The 19973-nt window shown below is 62.7% G+C and carries 17 protein-coding genes and 1 pseudogene; 11 read left to right on the forward strand and 7 right to left on the reverse strand.

What is annotated here, in order from left to right:
- The first annotated feature begins 160 nt into the window (after positions 1-160).
- Together KQH55_RS05350 and bamC are read left to right on the forward strand one after the other, a co-directional pair.
- Complete coding sequence (locus tag KQH55_RS05350) at positions 161-1042, forward strand: cytochrome c oxidase assembly protein (protein WP_235090337.1); 882 nt, start codon at positions 161-163, stop codon at positions 1040-1042.
- 158 nt (positions 1043-1200) lie between these two features.
- Positions 1201-2370, forward strand: a complete 1170-nt coding sequence (gene bamC, locus KQH55_RS05355; RefSeq protein WP_139337456.1) for an outer membrane protein assembly factor BamC — start codon at positions 1201-1203, stop codon at positions 2368-2370.
- Between the two features lie 283 nt (positions 2371-2653).
- Here the strand turns inward: bamC and KQH55_RS05360 are convergent, their stop codons facing one another.
- From KQH55_RS05360 to KQH55_RS05370, 3 genes are all read right to left on the reverse strand, one after another.
- The gene (locus tag KQH55_RS05360) at positions 2654-2914 is read right to left on the reverse strand and encodes a DNA-binding protein (protein ID WP_076787164.1); all 261 of its coding nucleotides are present in this window, start codon (positions 2912-2914) and stop codon (positions 2654-2656) included.
- A gap of 145 nt (positions 2915-3059) precedes the next feature.
- Positions 3060-3332 carry a hypothetical protein gene (locus KQH55_RS05365; protein ID WP_076784978.1) on the reverse strand — a complete coding sequence of 91 codons (273 nt, stop codon included), beginning with the start codon at positions 3330-3332 and terminating at the stop codon, positions 3060-3062.
- A 202-nt stretch (positions 3333-3534) separates the two neighbouring features.
- Complete coding sequence (locus KQH55_RS05370) at positions 3535-4254, reverse strand: YdcF family protein (RefSeq protein ID WP_235090338.1); 720 nt, start codon at positions 4252-4254, stop codon at positions 3535-3537.
- A gap of 151 nt (positions 4255-4405) precedes the next feature.
- On the opposite strand from KQH55_RS05370, the gene KQH55_RS05375 reads away from it, so the two are divergent.
- Positions 4406-4768: a hypothetical protein gene (locus KQH55_RS05375; protein ID WP_370642937.1), complete on the forward strand. Its 363-nt coding sequence runs from the start codon at positions 4406-4408 to the stop codon at positions 4766-4768.
- Positions 4769-4862: 94 nt separating this feature from the next.
- Here the strand turns inward: KQH55_RS05375 and KQH55_RS05380 are convergent, their stop codons facing one another.
- Positions 4863-5135: a hypothetical protein gene (locus tag KQH55_RS05380; RefSeq protein ID WP_076794960.1), complete on the reverse strand. Its 273-nt coding sequence runs from the start codon at positions 5133-5135 to the stop codon at positions 4863-4865.
- Positions 5136-5453: 318 nt separating this feature from the next.
- Positions 5454-5858, reverse strand: coding sequence for an IS5/IS1182 family transposase (locus KQH55_RS05385; protein ID WP_076797177.1), 405 nt, complete (start codon positions 5856-5858; stop codon positions 5454-5456).
- A gap of 461 nt (positions 5859-6319) precedes the next feature.
- On the opposite strand from KQH55_RS05385, the gene KQH55_RS05390 reads away from it, so the two are divergent.
- From KQH55_RS05390 to truB, 8 genes and pseudogenes are all read left to right on the forward strand, one after another.
- A complete protein-coding gene (locus tag KQH55_RS05390; protein WP_076794962.1) occupies positions 6320-7222 on the forward strand; it encodes a LysR family transcriptional regulator in 903 nt (300 codons plus the stop codon).
- Between the two features lie 289 nt (positions 7223-7511).
- Positions 7512-8085: pseudogene (scpB, locus tag KQH55_RS05395) on the forward strand (SMC-Scp complex subunit ScpB); the annotation flags it as partial.
- Positions 8086-8337: 252 nt separating this feature from the next.
- Positions 8338-10038, forward strand: a complete 1701-nt coding sequence (gene rluB, locus KQH55_RS05400; RefSeq protein WP_076794964.1) for a 23S rRNA pseudouridine(2605) synthase RluB — start codon at positions 8338-8340, stop codon at positions 10036-10038.
- A 393-nt stretch (positions 10039-10431) separates the two neighbouring features.
- Entirely contained in the window at positions 10432-10890 is a 459-nt protein-coding gene (gene rimP / locus KQH55_RS05405; protein ID WP_076787158.1) for a ribosome maturation factor RimP, read from the forward strand.
- The gene (gene nusA / locus KQH55_RS05410) at positions 10887-12362 is read left to right on the forward strand and encodes a transcription termination factor NusA (protein WP_076794966.1); all 1476 of its coding nucleotides are present in this window, start codon (positions 10887-10889) and stop codon (positions 12360-12362) included. Before rimP ends, nusA begins: the two co-directional genes overlap by 4 nt.
- Before the next feature lie 105 nt (positions 12363-12467).
- Positions 12468-15395 (forward strand): translation initiation factor IF-2, encoded by a 2928-nt coding sequence (infB, locus tag KQH55_RS05415; protein WP_235090339.1) that lies wholly within the window; start codon positions 12468-12470, stop codon positions 15393-15395.
- Between the two features lie 65 nt (positions 15396-15460).
- Entirely contained in the window at positions 15461-15829 is a 369-nt protein-coding gene (gene rbfA, locus KQH55_RS05420; RefSeq protein WP_076784971.1) for a 30S ribosome-binding factor RbfA, read from the forward strand.
- A 21-nt stretch (positions 15830-15850) separates the two neighbouring features.
- Positions 15851-16795 carry a tRNA pseudouridine(55) synthase TruB gene (gene truB / locus KQH55_RS05425; protein ID WP_076794970.1) on the forward strand — a complete coding sequence of 315 codons (945 nt, stop codon included), beginning with the start codon at positions 15851-15853 and terminating at the stop codon, positions 16793-16795.
- Between the two features lie 10 nt (positions 16796-16805).
- Here the strand turns inward: truB and KQH55_RS05430 are convergent, their stop codons facing one another.
- Both KQH55_RS05430 and KQH55_RS05435 read right to left on the reverse strand, forming a co-directional pair.
- Positions 16806-17999, reverse strand: a complete 1194-nt coding sequence (locus tag KQH55_RS05430; RefSeq protein WP_235090340.1) for a hypothetical protein — start codon at positions 17997-17999, stop codon at positions 16806-16808.
- 338 nt (positions 18000-18337) lie between these two features.
- Complete coding sequence (locus KQH55_RS05435) at positions 18338-19705, reverse strand: hypothetical protein (protein ID WP_235090341.1); 1368 nt, start codon at positions 19703-19705, stop codon at positions 18338-18340.
- Positions 19706-19973 lie beyond the last annotated feature (268 nt).

Below are 19973 nucleotides of genomic sequence, written 5' to 3' on the forward strand. Positions count from 1 at the left end.
GCGTGCGCATCTCAAATAGGGACACCCTTGTCGACGAAAGATCCTCTATTTTAGGACCATCGCGTGAACTCGGGCCGGCCCTGGTTCGCTTTGCTGTTAAGATGGTGCCGCTTTTTACCGGCCGGCGCCGCTGGAGTGCGCCGCATCGCTCCACCTTATCATGTCCTCGTTGCTTCGTTTCCTGGAACCGTGGGAGCCCTCATTCGGGCTGGTGTTCGTCTTTGTCGCGGCCGCCGTGCTGTTCGCGCGCGGCACGCTGCACCAACGCGTGGACATCGCGCGCCAGGCGGCGTTCTGGACAGGTCTCGTGCTGCTGTATGTCGCGCTGCACACGCGAGTGGACTATTACGCAGAGCATCAATTCTTCGTCCACCGGCTTCAGCACCTTGTACTGCATCACTTGGCGCCGCTGCTGGTCATGTCTGCCTATCCAGGCAGCGTGATGCGTGCCGGCATGCCGCCACGCTGGCGCGGCATGCTGCATCGGGCGGCCCGGCGGCGTGCGTTGCGTATGGCCGGCGCCGTGCTGCTCAACCCGGCGTTCATCTCGTTGGCGTTCGTGATCTCGGTGCTCTTCTGGCTCATTCCGTCCGTGCAATTTATTTCGATGCTCGACTGGCGCATCTACTTGTTCATGAACTGGTCGGTGACGATCAGTGGTCTGCTGTATTGGTGGATGCTGCTGGATCATCGCCCGAGCCCGCCCAGTCGGGTAAAGCCGGGCATGCGGGTGTTGTCGCCGGTGATCACGATGACGCCACAGCTCTTGGCCGGTGCGATCATCACGTTCTCCTCGCGCGACCTGTACCCGATCTTCACGTTGTGCGGTCGCGCCATGGACCTGTCGCCGGCGCTGGATCAAAGCCTGGGCGGACTGATCATGTGGGTGCCCGCGGCCATCATTGAAACGATCGGCGGCCTGATGGCGCTGCGGCACATGATGCGCCTGTCAACGCTGCCGCCGCGTCGTCCCCCCGCGCAGCGCGCGTGGGCCGCCATGTCGGCGGGCGTTGCTCCTCCATCGCAAGCAGGCCGTTCATAGCGCGGGGTCGCTGTGCACCACTGACGCGTCGAGCCGGTGGCACGGTTCGCGCGTCATGGTTCTCGCGTCATTTTTGCACCTTGCAAAAAGAGATCGGTACAATGTTCGGTTGTTTGCCGGGCATTGGTCCGGGCGCATGCGGAAAGGATTCCATGAAACTGATTCAAACCCGTCTCAACTCGCGCTTTGTTGCTGGTGCCCTCATTGCCGGTGCCGTGGCGGCCTGCAGTTCGCCCCATCCGCAGGCTATCGATTACAAGAGTGCCACGCGGGCAAAGGCATCGTCGCTGGCCGTGCCCCCGGACATGACCAACGAGATCGCCGACCAGCGTTCGCTGCCGCCTCAAGGCGGCTCGGCGTCGTTGTCCGGATTGCATCAGGTGCAGCAATCGGCGCCTGTGCCGGTGGGCGACGCGGTGTTGCCGCCGGTGCAGGGCATGCATATCCAGCGCGAGGGCACGCAGCGCTGGCTAGTGATCGACAAGCAGGCGCCCGCACAAGTGTGGCCCCAGGTGCGGCGTTTTTGGCAGGAGCAGGGCTTCGTGCTGTCGCTGGACGCGCGCGATCGCGGGATCATGGAGACGGACTGGTACGAAACCCATCCGCAGGTGCCGGATGGCCTGATCCGCAATACATTGTCCAAGGCGCTGGGCACCGGCTATACGACTGGCCTGCGCGACAAGTACCGCACGCGGCTTGAAAACGCGCCGGACGGCGGAACGTATGTGTTCATCAGCCAGCGCGGATTGCATGAACAGTTGTTCGGCTCGAACAATGAGCAAAGCCGATGGGAAGATCGGCCAAATGATCCGGCGCTGGAGGCCGAGTACCTGAAGCGGTTGATGCAAGCGTTGGCGCGTAATCAGCAGGGCGGTGCGGCGACGGCCGCCGAGCCGGTGGTCGCATCTGCGCCCAAGGCTACCGACGCGACGGCCAGTGCGTCGCAGGCAGCGCGCAAGGCGTCGGAGGTCGCCGTGGCACCGACCGGGCCGACCTATATTACGCTTGCCGAGCCTTATGACGACGCGTGGCTGCGGGTTGGCGTGGCGTTGGACCGGAACAATTTCACGGTCGATGACCGCGATCGCACGCGTGGCCTGTATTTTATTCGTTACGTAGATCCGAACGACTTAAGTTCGGCCAAACAGGGCTTTTGGAGCCAAGTATTCCATGGCCGCAAGGAAAAGGCGGCGAAGCAATACCGTGTGAATGTGCGCGCGCTGACCGAGACGCAGACGAGGGTCGCGATTGTGGACGAGAGCGGACAGATTGACGATTCGAAACAGGCACGCCAGATTCTGTCGCTGCTGATTGACCCGCTGCGCTGACCCTGTGGCTGTTGATCGACTGGTTGCGCTGGCCTTGTCGCTACCGATCGACCCGTTGCGGCTGGCCTTGTCGCTGTTGATTGACCGGTTGCGCCGGCCCTGCTGCTGCTGATCGCCCGCGCTGACTGCCAAGCCCGGCGCCTTGCCCGTGCCGAGGCGGGCCCGGTGACTCCGTTGCTTATCCTCGTAGGGCGATGGGTTGGGTCCCTGCCTCGTGCTGTGAAGCAGGGGCGCTTTTTCCGCGTTGATCGGGGTCGCGTTGACCGGGGCGGCGGCGCACGCGTCAGTGTGCGTCGACGACGTCCAGAATCAGGATGATTGTCCAGTCCGCTTCGCCCTCGTGGTGATACTGTCGCTCCGCGACGATGAACGGCTGCTGTTTGCCCGGCGGGCCCAGAAACAACACGTCACCCTCGACGGGCAGGCATTCGATCGGTGGCAGCGCGATGTACGGTTCGTCGCCGCGTGCGGTGCGCGGCATTAGCTTCTCGACCTTTTTCGAGGCTGCCTCAGTCCATTCGATTTCGAGTTCTATATTACTCACACCATCCTCCATGTCGTTACGCTCGTGCATCGGGCGCGGGACTGTAACACGAAACCGACGCCCATAAAAAAGCCGAAGCCTGCGAGGCTTCGGCCCGATGGCGCCTTAGCGCGCGGCATGCCGCACCGCCCGCCGATTGCAGCCGTTACTGGCTTGTTGCTGACAGTGCGGTAGCCTCGGCCTCGGAGGCGTGCTGCGCGTGCCCGCCCTTATGCTGCTTGGCAGCCTTGTGATGCTTGGCCGGCGCGTGCGAGGGTGTTGCTGGAGCTTCCGATTGGGCAGCTTCCAGTGCCTGGGCGCGCTGCTCAATGTCGGCCGCCTTGGCCGGGTCGGTACTCATCGTCACGCCGCGATCGGTCTGCGCATATGCCGTTGCGGCAAATAAGGAAACGAGCAATGCCAGGGACACTTTCTTCATTTTTACCTCCGTAGAGTGACAGCGTTCTCGGGCCCACGGCCGGAAGAGCCGCAGAGTACGCATTCTAGCCAGTAAATGGGCTACTCGCAGCGACAATGTAACGACCTTGCCGCGACGTGACATTTTGTTGCATATCGCGGAAACAACAAATTTTATTCAGCGGTCATTTTACGCGCATACTGTCGGATCGGTCTGGGGGGTATCAGAACCATCCGATTTGCCGGTAGACGTGAAACTGCGCAAGGCCGATCCATTCGTGCCATGCGAGGCTGGTATTGATGACATGGGCGAGGTGAGGCCTCCAGCTTGGGCGTCGCCATCTGTGGTTGGATGCGAACGGCACGACGTTGATGTCGAAGTGGTGAAAGTCGAGCAGCGCGCGCGGCAGGTGGTACGCTGACGTGATCAGCACGATCTGATCATAGTGGTGCTGGCGCAGGATCGCACCGGTGTTGCGGGCGTTTTCGTATGTGTTCAGGCTATCGGGCTCGAGCACGATGTTGGCTGCCGGCACCCCGCGCGATACCAGATGCGGTTGATAGTTGGCCGCCTCGCTTTGCTCGTGTTTTTGGGGATTGCCGCCGCTCACCACCAGCGTGCACTGCGCGCGCTGCGCACGGCATAGCGCGAATTGCGCGGCTGCCGCGTCGATGCGTCGCCACGCGTCGAACTTCGGCACCAGCCGATGCGCATCGTCATATTCCGTGCCGCTGCCGAGCATCACGATCGCGACGTGGCCGGCGTAGCGCAGGGAGCTCGCGGTTGGCACACGGGTTTCCAGTGCGTGCAGCGCCGGTTCGCCGAGCCATCCGGCGCACAGCAGGTAGGCGAACAACGCCGCCGCGACGCAGATCATACGGTGGTGGCGGCGCGATACGGCGAGGGCGACGAGCCAGAGGAGCACAACGAATGCAACGAGCATGGAAGTATTGTTTCAGACGTCGCCCCGGCCGACTGCGTGCCGGTTGAGGCGACCGAGTTCAGGCGGTGAGTGTCAAGGTTTGCTGTCCGCTGGGTCGAGCCGTGCTGGTAACGGTGCCCAGCCGGTCGCGGCGCGACGATTATAAGCGGACATGTCGAATGCACCGGCCACCCTGGCCGGTGCCAACGTGGAGGGCGAGATGGATTATACGAACGAGGCCGTGCTGGAGGGCCTGCGGCGCGCGCAATACCGGCAGGTGCCGTGGCCGCGTCGTCCGCGAGTGTTTGAGTTCCTGCGCGAGCAAGGGCTGATTGGTACTGCACGGCAACCTTCGCCGCTCGTGCCAGGCTACCATGCGCCCGTGGATATTGCGGTGCTTAGCGCTCAGGGCAAGACGGAGTTGGGTCGACTGGAGCGCCGTGCGCGCCTGCCTGCGTGGTCTGTCGAGCGCGAGCTTCGTTATGCGTGCGACGCGGCCGCGTCGCTGCTCGCGCGCGCCGAGCCTCAACCGTGAGGGTGCGCAGCATCGCGCAGGGCGGCCTGCCGCGGAGGCAGGGCAACGGAAAAAGCCCGTATCCGTGCGGATACGGGAACATACCGGATGTTACTCATTGCCACGCTGTGCTCATGGCATAGCGTCGGACAGGATGGGTGCGCGCAGGTTCCCGCGCGTTGCTTTCGATATCGCTGCGCAGATCGCCCCGCGGGACCGGCGCAGTCAACGCTCCGCGTACATACGCGCTGCGTTCGACGCGCTCGGCACGGCTGGCGCGCGCGGCTGCGCCGGCGCTATGGTAGCCGCTGTCCAACCATCCTGCGCCCGCGGTTGCGCCGATTGACGATACCGCTATGCCGCAGACGATCCGGGCCTTCACGCTCATTGTTGCTCCCTAGGGCCGATCGAGGTGACGTCTATTGCTTCGATTCCACGATAAGCGCGGGGGAGAAAAGCCGCTGTAAATAAAAGTAAATGAATGTTTCCCCGTGCCAGCGGGGTAATGGGGCGCGCTGTCGGGCCGGCGTACCGATGGCGCCACCTCGGACCGCCCAGTGACGGGGGATGATTGCGCGAGTAGCGACCAGTGACGTGAAACGCACTGAAACAAGCTGCCGCTTCGCGCTCCGAGCAGGCGTGTGCGCGCTGCCTCGGTAAAAGCGCTCCGCCCGGCACGCGAGCGGATCTGCGAGTGTCAGTCAAGTCAGGCCATCTTCACCGGTGCGTGCCACGACTCGGGATTGGTCCAGAACGCGCCACGCAGCCGGTCGGCGCTTGGTGGTGTGGAGGGCTTCTTGATGGCCGACGCGCCGATGCGGCCGCGCAACGTGATTTGGCGCCCAGTGCCGGCGAGGCGGCGCACGACCTCGGCCAGTGTGCCGTCAGCCTGCCACTCGTCAAAGCGCCGGCGACAGGTCGGTGGTGACGGATAACGACCGGGTAGCTTGGACCATCCTTCTCCGGTCGACAAGACCCAGAGTACGGCATTGACCACGGCGCGCGGCTCCACGCGTGGCCGACCGCGACGTTCGACGCGCGCCGGCTCCTCGCAGAACAGCACCTCGACCAGTGCCCACTCGTTATCTTTTAAATCGTCGAACAGCATCATCATTTCACTTCAACGAAGCAAACCCCGGCGCACCGCGCCGCGCACCTTGATCGCGACCCTGGCAGCGGGTCGCCGGTCCCCGGGAAGCAGGCGTCGCTTGGGTCGCCGCCTTGGCCAGGTTTGTGCGCATGGCAAACGCAGGATCCGTGCCATTGGTCCGGCATGCAGAGGCTGCAGCGCCAGCCAGGGTGGCCGGTGGCGACGGCAGCTGGCGTGCATGTCCGGTTAGTTGTGTATCTCAATACGGAATGGCCTGATAAGAAATCGGGACAATCACCAATCGCGTGCACGTGGTGCTACGTCGGTGTGTATCGATGCCTGATGGTGCACCGCCGCGGTATATCGCGTCGCGCAACAGGGCTCGCTGCGCCGCCGTCGTGGCGGCGACGCAGCTTGCGCAACGCAGCAGCGTGCAAGTTCGGCGTATGATGCATCATTAAACGTATTGATGAATTCTGTAAATGAATGTAACGCTCAGGCAACTCCGGGTCTTCATCGAAGTTGCGCGTCGGCAAAGTTTCAGTCGGGCAGGCGATGAAATCGGCTTGACGCAATCGGCCGTCAGCCGCTGCGTGCGCGAGTTGGAGATCGAACTGGGATTGAAGCTGGTCGACCGCACGACGCGCGAGGTACGCCTGACGGACGCGGGCGCCAACCTGCTGGGCGGCGTGTCGCGGCTGCTGTCTGATCTAGACCAAGCGCTGCGGGAGATACGGGAGATTGGCGAGCAGCGGCGCGGCCGGGTGATCGTGGCCGCCAGTCCGACCCTTGCATGCCGGCTGATGCCTCGCGTCGTTGCCCGCTGTCAACAACAATTTCCGTATATCCAGCTTGGCCTGCGCGACGATGTGCAAAGCGATGTGGTGCGCAAGGTGAAGTCCGGCGAAGTGGACTTTGGCGTGATCGTTGGCGGTCTGGTGGCGGACGAACTGGTTGGTGAGCCATTGATGACCGACTCGTTTTGCGTCGTCTGCCCGGCCAATCACCGGCTGGCTGCCAGCTTCCAGGTGCAATGGGGCGCTTTGGCCGGCGAGTCGCTCGTGCTGCTCGGCCCGGAGTCGGGCAGCCGGCCGATCATCGACCGGGCGCTGCGCGAGCATGGCGTCGTCTCGCCGGTCGTGCAAGAGTTAGGACACTCGGCGACGGTGTTCGGATTAGTCGAGGCCGGCGTGGGCATTAGTGTGCTGCCGTGGCTGTCGCTGCCGTTGCCGGCCAATTCCGGACTTGTCGCGCGTGCGTTGCTGCCACGCGCGCAACGTACGGTGGAACTCGTGCGCCGCCGCGATCGTTCACTGTCGCCGGCTGCCCAGGCGGTATGGGAACTGGTGCGCACGCTGCCCGCCCGGGCTGAGGATCTGACATGAGTGGGCCTCGCGACACGCTGAGCGTGGCACACGGCACACGGCGGCTCACGCGCGTGCCTTGATCTTTACGCGTTGCGTTTTTTTGCGTACTATAACGTTCAGTCACGTGATTCCTTATGGAATTCCTCTGGCTTCCCGGCGCGGTGTGGTCCGTGGTCATCTTGCCAACCCCCGGGCGTGCTCGCATCAATATGATCGATCAGAAGCGGGCGAGCGCGGTCTTTCGTCATGCGCGCTGTTCAGGCGCTTTTGATCCGGTTCATTGACCAAACAGGTCTGGTCCAGCTGAATGAATACCCAAGAGGCGAAAATCGTCCTCGAGACTGCTTTGATTTGCGCACAGGAGCCGCTCAGGGTCAGTGACATGCGCCGACTATTTGCCGACGAGATCTCGGCTGATACGATCCGGGCGCTGCTTGAAGACCTGCGGATGGACTGGCACGATCGGGGTGTCGAGTTGGTATCGGTAGCAACGGGATGGCGATTCCAGAGCCGTCCGGCAATGCGTGCGTTCCTGGATCGGCTCAACCCGGAGAAGCCGCCAAAGTATTCGCGTGCAGTACTCGAGACACTCGCGATCATTGCGTATCGTCAGCCGGTCACGCGTGGCGATATCGAGGAGATTCGCGGTGTCACAGTTAATACGCAGGTCGTCAGGCAGCTGGAGGACCGTGGATGGATCGAGGTGATCGGGCATCGTGACGTGCCCGGGCGGCCGGCGCTGTACGCGACGACTAAGCAGTTCCTGGACGATCTTGGGATGGCCACGCTGGACGAGTTGCCGCCGCTGTCTGACCCGAGCCCACCGGGACAGGCCGATCGGCTGGCGCAGCGCGCCATCGAGTTTGCCGAGAGCGACGAGGAACCGAACTGCGCTGCGGTGATCGGTGAGGAAGTTCCGCCCGCGCACGATCCGGTAGATGGGTTAGTAGCGCATGGCAATACCGACGGGGGCGACGAGCACGCGCACCCAGCAGCGGCGGCCGCACCTGGCGACGTCGAAAAGATTGATGAGCAGGCGCCGAGCGACCCGATATCGCACGACGTTTGACACGTACACCGACCCCGGCGCAGCCGAATGGCGCGTGCCGGCATTCTGACACTCAGAGGTTGTTTTGAACGAGAACCACGATCCCGATTCTCCCGAGTCCGGTCCTGCCCGCGTGGCGGCCGTGGACGATCGCGATGCGGGCCAGCGCGCCTTGCCGGTGCTGCCGGTCGCGGAAGGCAGCGACGGCCAAGAGCGGCCACGGCGCGGTTTGCGCCGCGGGCCGCGCAGCCTGATCGCTCGCCGTCGCGCGGCGGCCAAGTCGAAGGCGATCGATGTTATCGATGCTGCGCCGGCTGCGGTGACCGAGGCGCCGCCCGACGGCGCGATGGTCGCGCATGTGCGCATGCCCCGCAAAGATCCCGCCAACAAACGCCAGGGCAAGGGCGCCAAGCGTGACCTTGAGGCGCGCCGCGATGCCGACGCCCCCCGTCGCGAGCCGCGCGCCAGGCGTGACGCCAGCGTGGCGCCGGCCGGCGGTTTCCAGAGAGGCGGGGGACGCGACGAAGGCCGGGGGCGCGACGACGACGTATTCGCCTATGTTACGTCGCCGGCGTTCGATGCCGATAACACGGGTGCGGGCGGTGTGCGCGCGCCAATGCTGCGGCGCGGCCGCAAGGGCGGCGTGCCGGCCAGCAAGCGCGCGTTGTCGGCCGACGACGACGCGCCAAAGCTGCACAAGGTGCTAGCCGAGGCCGGCATGGGCTCGCGTCGCGAAATGGAGGAATTGATCATTGCTGGGCGCGTGTCGGTCAATGGCGAGCCGGCGCACATTGGCCAGCGGATCATGCCAACTGACCAGGTGCGCATCAATGGCAAGCCGGTCAAGCGCAAGCTGCCGAACAAGCCGCCGCGCGTGCTGATCTATCACAAGCCGGCAGGCGAGATCGTCAGCCATGCGGATCCGGAAGGTCGCCCATCGGTGTTCGACAAGCTGCCGCCGATGAAGACGGCGAAATGGCTGGCCGTCGGTCGGCTGGATTTCAATACCGAAGGCTTGTTGTTGCTGACCACATCCGGTGACCTCGCGAACCGTTTCATGCATCCGCGCTACCAGGTTGAGCGCGAATATGCGGTGCGGGTCATCGGCGAATTGGCCGAGAGCGCGCGGCAGAAGCTACTCAGCGGCGTCGAGCTAGACGACGGTCCGGCGAGCTTCCTGCGTATTCAGGATGGCGGTGGCGAAGGCACCAATCGCTGGTACCACGTGGCGCTTGCAGAAGGCCGCAACCGCGAGGTGCGCCGCATGTTCGAAGCCGTGGGCCTGACCGTCAGCCGGCTGATCCGCACGCGCCATGGCCCGATCGTTCTGCCGCGTGGTCTCAAGCGTGGCCGTTGGGACGAACTCGAGGACAACCAGGTGCGCGCGTTGATGTCAGCCGTTGGGTTGAAAGGACCGGGCGAGGACAAGGCGGAGCGCAGTAAGGCGACGCCGCGTCGCCAGCCCGATCCGATGCAGACGGCGCTCGGCTATATCGGCTACGATGCGCCGGGTCCGCAGCGGCGATTTGGCCGCGGTGCGCGCAGCGGCGCGAACTGGACTTCGTCCACGCCGCCGGTGCCCGGGTATACCGGCTTTGCCGCCGCGCACGGGCACGGCAATATGACGGGTGGTAACCGCGATAACCGTGACGCCAATGGCAACCGAGCACCCGGCAAGGGCGCGCAAAAGAGCAATTCGCGTGGGGGGCGCGGCGCGCAGACGGCGCCGCGCCAAGGTGGTGCGCGGCAGGGCGGTGCACCGCGGGGGCGTCCGCGCGGTCGTTAAGCGTGCTCTTGCCGGAGGCGTCTCTCGTGCGTGGCATAGTGTGCCGACGCGCCGCGCGCGTACCACCGCGTGGTCACGTTTTGGTTTCGATATGCCGCGTGGATTGCGGGTCGCGGCGAAAAACGCTATAATTTCGCAGTCGCTGGGCACACGTTTTATCAGTTAAGGTGCGGCTCGAGGCGCGACCACCGGTAAAAAGAAGATGGGCGTGTTGGCGCCCATTTTTTTTTGCCGTTGCCGCAGTGCGTCGTTATCGTGGCGGAGGTGACCCGATGACGCTGCTTCGCAGTACTGCCGCTTTCGTGTGCCGCGTTGCGCGAGCGTGCCCGGTACCGCGAAACAGGAGGTCGGACGCGTGTTGCGCGTGGTCCGTGCTGCATGAGGTTAAACAACGTGCAATTGTCGGAACTGATTGAAAATACTGTTACCGGGCTCGGATACGAGCTTGTCGATTTGGAGCGCTCCGGCCGCGGCATGCTGCGCGTGTTTATCGACCAACCGGCGGGCATCGCGATAGACGATTGTGAGAAGGTGACGCGCCAACTTCAGCACGTGCTGACCGTCGAAAATATCGACTATGAACGTCTCGAAGTTTCGTCGCCGGGGCTAGACCGGCCGCTGAAGAAACGGGCGGATTTTGAACGTTTCGCCGGTAGCGAGGCGATGGTGACGCTGAAGCAGCCGCTGGACGGCCGAAAATCGTTCCGCGGCATCCTGTACGCGCCTAATGGCGACACGATAGGTTTGGAATTTGAAGGAAAAGACGGCCCGGCGAGGCTCGATTTCACGCTCGCTGACATAGACCGTGCTCGTCTTGTTCCGCAAGTCGATTTTAGGAGCCGCAAACAATGAGTCGCGAAGTGTTGATGCTGGTGGATGCGCTGGCGCGCGAGAAAAACGTCAACAAGGATGTGGTATTCGCCGCGCTCGAGGCCGCGCTCGCTTCCGCCACGAAGAAGCTCTTCGACGAGGATGTCGACATACGCGTGTCAATCAACCGCGAGTCTGGCGAGCATGAGACTTTCCGCCGCTGGCGCATCGTGCCGGACGAGGCGGGCTTGCAGCAGCCGGACCAGGAAATCCTACTGTTTGAAGCGCGCGAGCAGGATCCGGATGCGCAATTGGACGGTTATATCGAAGAGCCGATCCCGTCGATTGAGTTCGGTCGCATCGGCGCGCAAGCGGCCAAGCAAGTGATTTTGCAGAAGGTGCGCGATGCGGAGCGGGAGCAGATCCTGAACGATTTCCTCGAGCGTGGCGAGAAGATCATGACCGGCTCGGTAAAGCGGCTCGACAAGGGCAACCTGGTCGTCGAATCGGGGCGGGTCGAAGCGTTGCTGCGCCGCGATCAACTGATCCCGAAAGAGAATCTGCGCATTGGCGATCGCGCGCGTGCGTATATCGCCAAGGTCGACCGCACGGCGCGGGGGCCGCAGATTGAGCTGTCGCGCACCGCGCCCGAATTCCTGATGAAGCTGTTTGAACTCGAGGTGCCGGAGATCGAGCAGGGCTTGCTCGAAATCAAGTCGGCGGCGCGTGACCCCGGCGTGCGGGCGAAGATCGCAGTGGTGGCCTATGACAAGCGCATCGACCCGATCGGCACGTGTGTCGGCATTCGCGGTTCGCGCGTGCAGGCAGTGCGCAACGAGTTGGGTGGCGAGAACGTCGATATCGTGCTATGGTCGGAAGATCCTGCCCAGTTCGTGATCGGCGCCCTTGCGCCGGCTGCCGTGCAATCGATCGTCGTTGACGAGGAAAAGCACGCGATGGATGTCGTCGTTGACGAAAACGAGCTGGCTGTCGCGATCGGCCGAAGCGGCCAGAACGTGCGGCTCGCCAGCGAGCTGACCGGCTGGCAGATCAATATTATGACGCCGGACGAGTCCGCCGAGAAACAGTCGCAAGAACGCAAGGTGCTGCGCGACCTGTTCATGGAGCGGCTGGATGTTGATGAGGAGGTCGCCGACATCCTGATCGACGAAGGTTTCACGAGCCTCGAGGAGATCGCGTACGTGCCGCTCAACGAGATGCTCGAGATCGAGGCGTTCGACGAAGACACGGTGCACGAGTTGCGCAATCGCGCACGCGATGCGCTGCTGACGATGGCGATCGCGAATGAGGAAAAGGTCGAAAACGCGTCGCTTGACCTGAAAAGCCTCGATGGGATGGATCGGGAGCTACTCGCTAAGCTCGCCGAGCACGAGATACACACGCGTGACGATCTGGCCGAGTTGGCCGTCGACGAGTTGGTCGAGATGACCGGCATCGACGAGGAGGCCGCGAAGGCGCTGATCATGAAGGCGCGCGAGCACTGGTTCCAGTGACGGGCGCGAAGCGAGATTATGATGGCGCATTGAAATGACGCGGCCCGATAGGCCGCACCGGGATGTCAACTGCAAGGACCGCTGTCCTTGCCTCAAGAGGGATGAATGGCGAGCAACAACGTAGCCCAATTTGCCGCGGAACTGAAGATGCCTGCAGGCCTTCTGCTCGAACAGCTTCAAGCTGCGGGTGTGCAGAAAGCTAGCGCTGACGACGTATTGTCCGAAGCGGACAAGGCGCGTTTGCTGGATCACTTGCGCAAGTCGCACGGCAGCGCTGACGGCGACAAGCGCAAGATCACGCTGACGCGTCGGCAGACGTCGGAAATCAAGCAGGCCGACGCAACCGGCAAGGCTCGCACGATCCAGGTCGAAGTCCGCAAGAAGCGGGTGTTTGTCAAGCGCGACGAGCCAGGTACCGAAGCGCCGAATGGCGAGGACCAGGACAGTGCGACTGCCGAACTCGCGCGTCGCGAGGAGCAAGCGCGCCTCGAAGCCGAGGCACTGGCTCAGCAGGCGCGCGAATTGCGTGAGCGGCAGGAGCGCCTCGAGCGCGAGGAGGCGGAGCGGCGCGCCCGCGAGGAGGCCGCGCAGGCGGAGCGGCGTCGCGCTGAAGAGGAAGCGGCGCGGCGCGCGGCGCAGGCGGCTCAGGCTCAGGCTCAGGCTCAGGCTCAGGCTCAGGCACGCGCTGCTGCCCAGCAGGTGGCCGCGCAGCAGCGCAATCACGATGTGCCACAACCGGCCGGCCAATCCGCCGCCGACGACGCTCGTGCGGCGGCCGAGCGCGCTGCCGAGCGGGAGGCGGCGAAGAAGGCCGCCGACGATGCCCGTGCCGCCGCCGATAAGGCACGCCTGGAGCAGGAGGCCATCCGCAAGCGACGGGAAGCGGCGGAAGCCGAGGCACGGGCGATCCGCGAGATGATGGCGACGCCGCGCAAGGCAATGGTCAAGGTGCCTGAGCCGCCAAAGCCGGTCGAACCGGCCAAGACCGCTGAGGCGAAGGGCACGCTGCACAAACCGGCTAGGCCGGCGGGCGCGGCAGCGCCGGCCCGACCGGCCGCTGGCGCGAAGAAACCGGTGTCGGCACCGACGGCTGCACCCTCCGGCGACAAGAAGAAAGTCCCGGGCAAGAGCGGCTGGCAGGACGATGCGGCCAAGCGCCGTGGCATCAAAACGCGCGGTGATTCGAGCGGTGGTGTCGACCGTGGTTGGCGGGGTGGTCCACGCGGCCGTGGCAAGCATCAGGATGCGCATACGAATTTCCAGGTGCCGACCGAACCGATCGTGCGCGAAGTGCATGTGCCGGAGACGATCACCGTAGCCGATCTCGCGCATAAGATGGCCGTCAAGGCCTCCGAGGTCATCAAGGTGATGATGAAGCTCGGCCAGATGGTGACAATTAACCAGGTGCTGGACCAGGAAACCGCGATGATTGTCGTCGAGGAACTGGGCCATCATGCGGTTGCCGCGAAGCTTGACGACCCGGAAGCGTTGCTGATCGAAGGCGAAGTGGCCGATGTCGACGCGCTGCCACGCCCACCGGTCGTCACGGTGATGGGCCACGTCGACCACGGCAAGACGTCGCTGCTCGACTATATCCGTACCGCGAAGGTCGCTGCGGGCGAGGCGGGGGGCATCACTCAGCACATCGGCGCATACCACGTCGAGACGCCGCGTGGTGTGATCACGTTCCTCGATACGCCGGGCCACGAGGCGTTTACCGCGATGCGTGCGCGGGGCGCGAAGTCGACCGACATCGTGATCCTGGTGGTCGCGGCCGACGATGGCGTGATGCCACAGACGAAGGAGGCGATTGCGCATGCGAAGGCGGGCGGCGTGCCGATCGTCGTGGCGATCAACAAGATTGACAAGCCCGACGCGAATCCGGATCGGGTAAAACAGGAATTGGTCGCGGAAGGTGTGGTGCCGGAAGAGTACGGCGGTGATGCGCCGTTCCTCGAGGTGTCCGCCAAGACCGGACAGGGCATTGACGACCTGCTCGAGAACGTGCTGTTGCAAGCCGAGGTGCTCGAATTGAAGGCGCCCATTGAGGCACCTGCCAAGGGTATTGTGATCGAGGCGAAGCTGGACAAGGGCAAAGGCCCGGTCGCGACGATCCTGGTGCAGTCCGGTACGCTGTCGCGTGGCGACGTCGTACTGGCGGGCTCCGCGTATGGCCGCGTGCGGGCGATGACCGATGAGTTTGGCAAGGCGGCGAAGTCGGCAGGGCCATCGATTCCGGCCGAGATCCAAGGGTTGTCCGAGGTGCCGAACGCCGGCGAGGAAGTGATCGTGCTGCCGGATGAGCGCAAGGCGCGTGAAATCGCGCTGTTCCGGCAAGGCAAGTTCCGCGACGTGAAGCTTGCGAAGCAGCAGGCTGCGAAGCTTGAAAGCATGCTGGAGCAGATGGGTGCTGGCGAAGTGCAGAACCTGCCGCTGATCGTGAAGGCCGATGTACAGGGCTCGCAGGAAGCGTTGGTGCATGCGCTGCAGAAGCTGTCGACCGACGAGGTGCGCGTGCAGATTGTGCACAGCGCGGTGGGCAGCATCAGCGAAACGGACGTCAACCTGGCGACCGCGTCCAAGGCCGTCATCATTGGTTTCAACACGCGTGCCGACGCCCAGGCGCGCCGGCTGGCCGAGGCGAACGGCGTCGATCTCCGATACTACAACATCATTTATGATGCGGTAGACGAGGTGAAGGCTGCGATGTCTGGCATGCTGGCGCCGGAAAAACGCGAGGCGGTGATCGGCACGGTCGAGGTGCGGCAAGTGTTCAAGGTACCGAAGGTCGGTGTGGTTGCCGGCTGTATGGTGACCGACGGCATCGTCAAACGCGCGGCGTCGGTCCGGGTGCTGCGCGATAACGTGGTGATCCATACCGGCGAGCTTGATTCGCTCAAGCGCTTCAAGGACGACGTGAAGGAAGTGAAGCAGGGCTTCGAGTGCGGCTTGTCGCTGAAGAACTTCAACGACATCCAGGAAGGTGACCAATTCGAGGTGTTCGAAGTTACCGAGGTGGCGCGCACGCTGTAATTTAATGCGCCGGCGCTAGGGGCGGGGCCGTCAGGCTCCGCCTTTTTTGTTGGCAGGAGTGAACTATGCCGAAAAAACGCAGCAGTGGCGATCGCAACGTGCGGATCGCTGATCAGATTCAGCGCGATTTGTCGGAGTTGATCGCGCGCGAAGTCAAGGATCCGCGAATTGGCCTGGTGACGATCCAGGCGGTCGAGCTGACCCCGGATTACGCGCATGCAAAGATATTCTTCACGACACTGACTGGAGACCCCCGGCAGACGCAAGAAGCGCTCAACCACGCGGCCGGCCACTTGCATAACTTGTTGTTCAAACGCCTGCACATCCATACGGTGCCGACGTTGCACTTTGTGTTCGATGAGTCGATCGAGAAGGCCGTACACATGTCGCGGTTGATCGACGAGGCGAACGCGACGCGCGCCAAGGACGACTGACCCCTGGAGCGCGATATCGATATGACGCAACGACGTGATCCGGCACGGCCGCGCCTTGTCCGGCGCCCCGTGGACGGTGTGTTACTGCTGGACAAGCCGGTCGGGCTGTCCAGCAATGATGCGCTGATGCGCGCCAAGCGCCTGTTCAACGCGAAAAAGGCCGGGCACACCGGAACGCTGGACCCGCTTGCGTCCGGTCTGTTGCCGCTGTGTTTCGGCGAGGCGACCAAGTTTTCGCAGGATCTGCTTGATGCGGACAAGACCTATGATGCGACACTGAAACTTGGCGTGCGCACGACGACCGGTGACGCGGAGGGTGACGTGCTGCAGACACGGCCTGTTATGTGCGACCGGGCGGCGCTCGACGCGGCGCTTATCGCGTTCCGTGGTCCAATCATGCAGGTGCCGCCAATGTACTCGGCGCTCAAGCGCGACGGCAAACCGCTCTATGCATATGCGCGGGCAGGCCATACGCTCGAGCGCGAAGCGCGTGCGGTGACGATTCACGCATTGGAATGCATCACGTGCGCATTGGACGGTGCAGCGTCCGTGACGATCCGCGTTACGTGCAGCAAAGGCACCTATATTCGCGTACTGGCCGAGGACATTGGCGAAGTGCTGGGTTGCGGCGCGCATTTGACGATGCTGCGCCGCACCGGTGTGGGAGCATTAACGCTAAACGACGCTGTAACGTTGGACGAACTGTCCGATGCGGACGAGCCGCGACGTTTGGCCTGTTTGCAACCGATCGACGCGTTATTATCAACGTTTGCACCCGTCGAGCTGGATGCCGAAATGGCCCGGCGCTTCACGCACGGCCAGCGGTTGCGGTTGGGGAGTGAACCGAACGTGGGTGACGACGTCAGGGTCAGGGTATATGATGCTGACGGGCGTCGGCTGCTTGGACTCGGCCGGTGGCAGCGTGGTGTGCTGTTGCCAGAACGCCTGATTGCCCCCCGCAGTTAACGCCGGTTCGTTACGCGATTTCGTTGAATTGACTCTCGAGCCACGCCGTCGTCCTTTGTCGCTGTTCGGCGGGCAGCGTTTCCGATATCGATTCGAGCAGCGAAAGTGCGGCGCTAAACTGTTCGAGCGTCATTTTGCCTGAGCGCCACAGCGTGTGGCTTAGCGCTTGCACCCGATCCCATCGATTCTGCTGCGCTGCCGCCGATGGCGGCGCGGCCTCATTGGACCATGCTGTGTCGGCATTGGCAACGTCGTGGTGCACCGCCGCGGTGGCGGCGATCAGCGGCTCGACTGCGTCCGCGTCGCCATGCTGAGTAGCAATCAATATTAAGTTATCCAAACGGCCTTGCTGTTCGGTGCTTTCCAGCCATTGCAGGTATGGCACGAGTTTCGCGATCGGAGTGGGTGGTTCTGCTATCGCGGCATGCACCAATGCATCGAAACTGGCTGCGCGTTCGTCATCGGGCAAACGGTTCAACAGTGATGCCATGACCTCAATGGTGTCCACTTTGTCCGGTCCGTGCAACTTCCTAATCGCGTCGAGTCCTACATTGAATGCCGCTCGTCGCGCAGAGTGCTCCGGTACGATTGCATTGTGGGGGCCGTCGGGACTGTAACACATGTGATTAAAGCACCTGGGCAGCACGTCGATCAATGCCCGGTACGGGGCGGCACTTGCCTGTGCCGGTTGCCGCTCGAGCTTGGATAGCGTCCAATGAATTGCGTCCAGGTGCCCGTCCTGCATCCATGGGATTTGCTCGATTACGTGTGCTTGAAGCTTCGTCTTATCCATAGGCAACCGGCAAGCGGCGTCGAAGATGTCTTTGAATTCCTGCAGCGGCGCTTGCTGCTCATCGCTGCCCAGGTCCATCGCACGCGCGTGGAGCCGCGCTGCACGGATTGGCAACCACGACGCTTGCCACGTGTGGGGCGACGCGGTCGCGAACGACCACAGGTGACGATAAGTGGTTGTTTGTTCGATGTCCGTCGTGGGTTCAGCGACTCGACAGGCGATGATTTCAAGCACCTCTAGCGGCAGCTTCGTCAGCGTCGGCGTGTGCTCTAGCACTCTGCTCGCGCGATTGCACGTCGGCGGAACCTCCGAGGCCGCGCTGCGCGGCAGTGACGCCAATGTGTCCAATCGATAGTCGCGTAACGTCGCCGGCATCTGGCGTGACGTCGGCATCTGATCGGATGCAACCAATGCGGTCTCGGCGTCCGGGACCTCAGGAGCGCAACATGCGCCCGTCATGCAAGGCAAATAGGTGAACAAGTTTATTGACATCGCGTATTTTCATTTTAAGCCGTTTAATCCAGGGGCTGGCGGCGCACGCTGCGTTGATCATGCCGCCCAATGCGATGGGGTTGTATCGCATTGGCCAATGTCCGCTAATCGTGGCGGATTGCCATGTGATGCACAGCATAGTCATTACGCCAGCGCCGGAGCTGGTAAGGTAGACGTAATCGACAGGGAAACGAAATTTACCCGTGCGCGACGCAGCCTACGTTGTGCCAGTGCCGTGCGGGTGGGGTCAGCGGCTGCTATGCGAAGGGGGATGCGATGCGTGCCAAACGCGACTGGGTAGGATCCGTGCACCGCTTGCGCCATTGGTCTATCCAAGGTTGCGAGGAGGGTGAAAAGTTGACGGAGCTGCCTCGGAGTCGAAATGGGTCTTCAAGCGCTGCCTGCGCGTCGCGACTATTGTGTGGCGTGGCGCAATCTAGCATACGGGCCAGCATGTCGAAAACTTCGCGCTTTTGTTCATCTGGCGAACGGTGTATCTGTGCAACGAGGCAGGAAAGGAGTTCGACTCTCGAGCGCAATTGCGATCGTTTCAGTATCTGACTTTGTGTCGGAAACTCGCTAACTTTACGAAGTAGCCACTCGTACATCGGCTGTTGCTCTGTCTGGGGAATGGCACTTAGCTGACTAGCAACGGCGGCTAATATCGTGTTTGCGCTCCGGTCTCTAGATGGGTCCAACGATTGGTCTGCAAGGCGGCGAACGGCTACGCACGCCGCGCCAACATCTTCGCCGGGAAGGTTGACCGCGGCATTCAGTAAAGGCTTGATCATGCCTGCGATGCGGTGTTGCATTGCCACTTGCAGCAGCGCGTGCCAGCGTGCAGGCCTGTCGTTATTGGAAAGGACATCGAGGTGAGTCGCGAGCGTTGGTGCCGACGCACCGTCATGCTTCTGTACAACGGACAGTAAGTTATCGAACTTCGCAGCACGCTCTTCTGCTGGAAGCTTTGAAAGGACTGACGCAAGCGTTTCCACCAACTTCGAATTAATGACACGCGCTGTGTTCACTAGCGCATCGAAACGAGGCGCCAAGTCCGGCGCATCCAGCTGGGGCAGTACGGCCGCTAGCATAGCCCCAGTCGCTGTCTTCTTGGCGATTTTCTCGTCGACACTATTCGAGTGCGGCGGAAGCTGGGATGCGGCGTCCACTAGTTGGAGCAGCAACGTGTGCAGGTTGGCATGAGTGTCCACGTTGGGCCGCCAGTCGCCGACGATGCGCGGTATTTCGTCAAATAACGCAATATATTGTGCGTGGCACGGGTTACGATCGGACTGCTTGAGTTTGGCGGCGACGTCTTGTGCCGCACGATACGCGTCGTATGTCGGCAGGCATCGCATCTGGCCGATGATATAGGCTTCCACCCGAGGGCGCCGAGGTCGCAGTGCCGTCGCGCTCGCGAAAATTTCGTTAAACTTGCCAACTCGCTCCGACTCCTTGAGTCGCTTTAGGTCACTGGCCTGCTGCGCTAGCTGGGCGACCTCAAATTCAGGCGCTAGCCAGTTGGACGAACCGGGTATGACCGACGAATACCGTTGCAGACTGTTGAAGTGGGATCTGTATGGGCCTGTCCGATCCGGTTCGGTGATCATCTTCGCGATGGTCATGTGAATTTCTTTGGGCAACCTCAGCAAGTGCGGTGGCGAGGTTGTGACGTCCGTTTTTAACGTACTCGCACCCGTGACATCCGTTTTAGGCGTACTGGCGCGAGAAGCGCGCGACGCGTTGTCCTTATGCCACGGCGGTCGCCGGAGTGCCTTGAGTTTTGTCAATGCGTTGGCTTGATTCGATGCGGAACCGACCGATGGTGACGAGTGTTGCGGTTTGCGGTCCATGACGTCGGGTTTGACGCAGGCCGCCAAGTAACGAGAACAG

The organism is Mycetohabitans sp. B3 (assembly GCF_021498065.1).
In the GTDB taxonomy this organism is placed as follows: Bacteria; Pseudomonadota; Gammaproteobacteria; order Burkholderiales; family Burkholderiaceae; genus Mycetohabitans.